General features: G+C 81.4%; 1 pseudogene. It reads right to left on the bottom strand.

Features of this window, described 5'->3' with window-relative positions:
* Window positions 1-569, bottom strand: a pseudogene (locus ABD317_RS37595) (chromosome segregation protein SMC); the annotation flags it as partial.

Genomic DNA, 569 nt, shown 5'->3' with positions numbered 1-569 from the left:
CTCGGCGGCGGCGGCGCGGGCCTGCCCGGCGAGCCGGCCCAGCTCACCGGCGACGCGGGACTTCTCCCGGTCCGCGGCGCTGCCCCGGCCGCCCAGCTCGTCGACGAGGTCGGCCCACTCGGCGCGGCGGGCGGTGGCGGCCTCCTGCCGCTCGTGCAGCTGCGCGCAGCGGGTGTCCAGCTCGGTCAGCTCGGCCGTCGCCTCGTCGACGGAGGCCTGCACCTCCAGCAGGCTGGGGGCGCCGGCGGAGCCGCCGTGGGCGAAGTGGCCGCCGAAGACGTCGCCCTCGGCGGTGACGGCGGTCAGCTCGGGGCGGGCGGAGACGAGGTCCTCGGCGTCCTCCAGCGTGGCGACGCAGACGGTGCCGGCCAGCAGCCGGCGGACGGCGGGCAGCAGCTGGTCCGGCCGGGCGACGAGGGCGGCCGGGTGCCGGACGGCGGGCGGGAGCGGGCCGTCGGGCAGCGGCTCGTACGGGGCGTCGCCGAGGAGCAGCGCGGCGCGGCCGGCGTCGTGCTTGCGCAGCAGCCGCGGCGCGTCCGCGGCGGCGGCGAGGACGGCGGCGGCGAGGG

Origin of the sequence: Streptomyces synnematoformans (assembly GCF_039531005.1) — a bacterium.
Taxonomy (GTDB): domain Bacteria; phylum Actinomycetota; class Actinomycetes; order Streptomycetales; family Streptomycetaceae; genus Streptomyces; species Streptomyces synnematoformans.
Note: the sequence above shows the minus strand (reverse complement) of the source record. Positions and strands in the feature narration are given on the sequence as shown.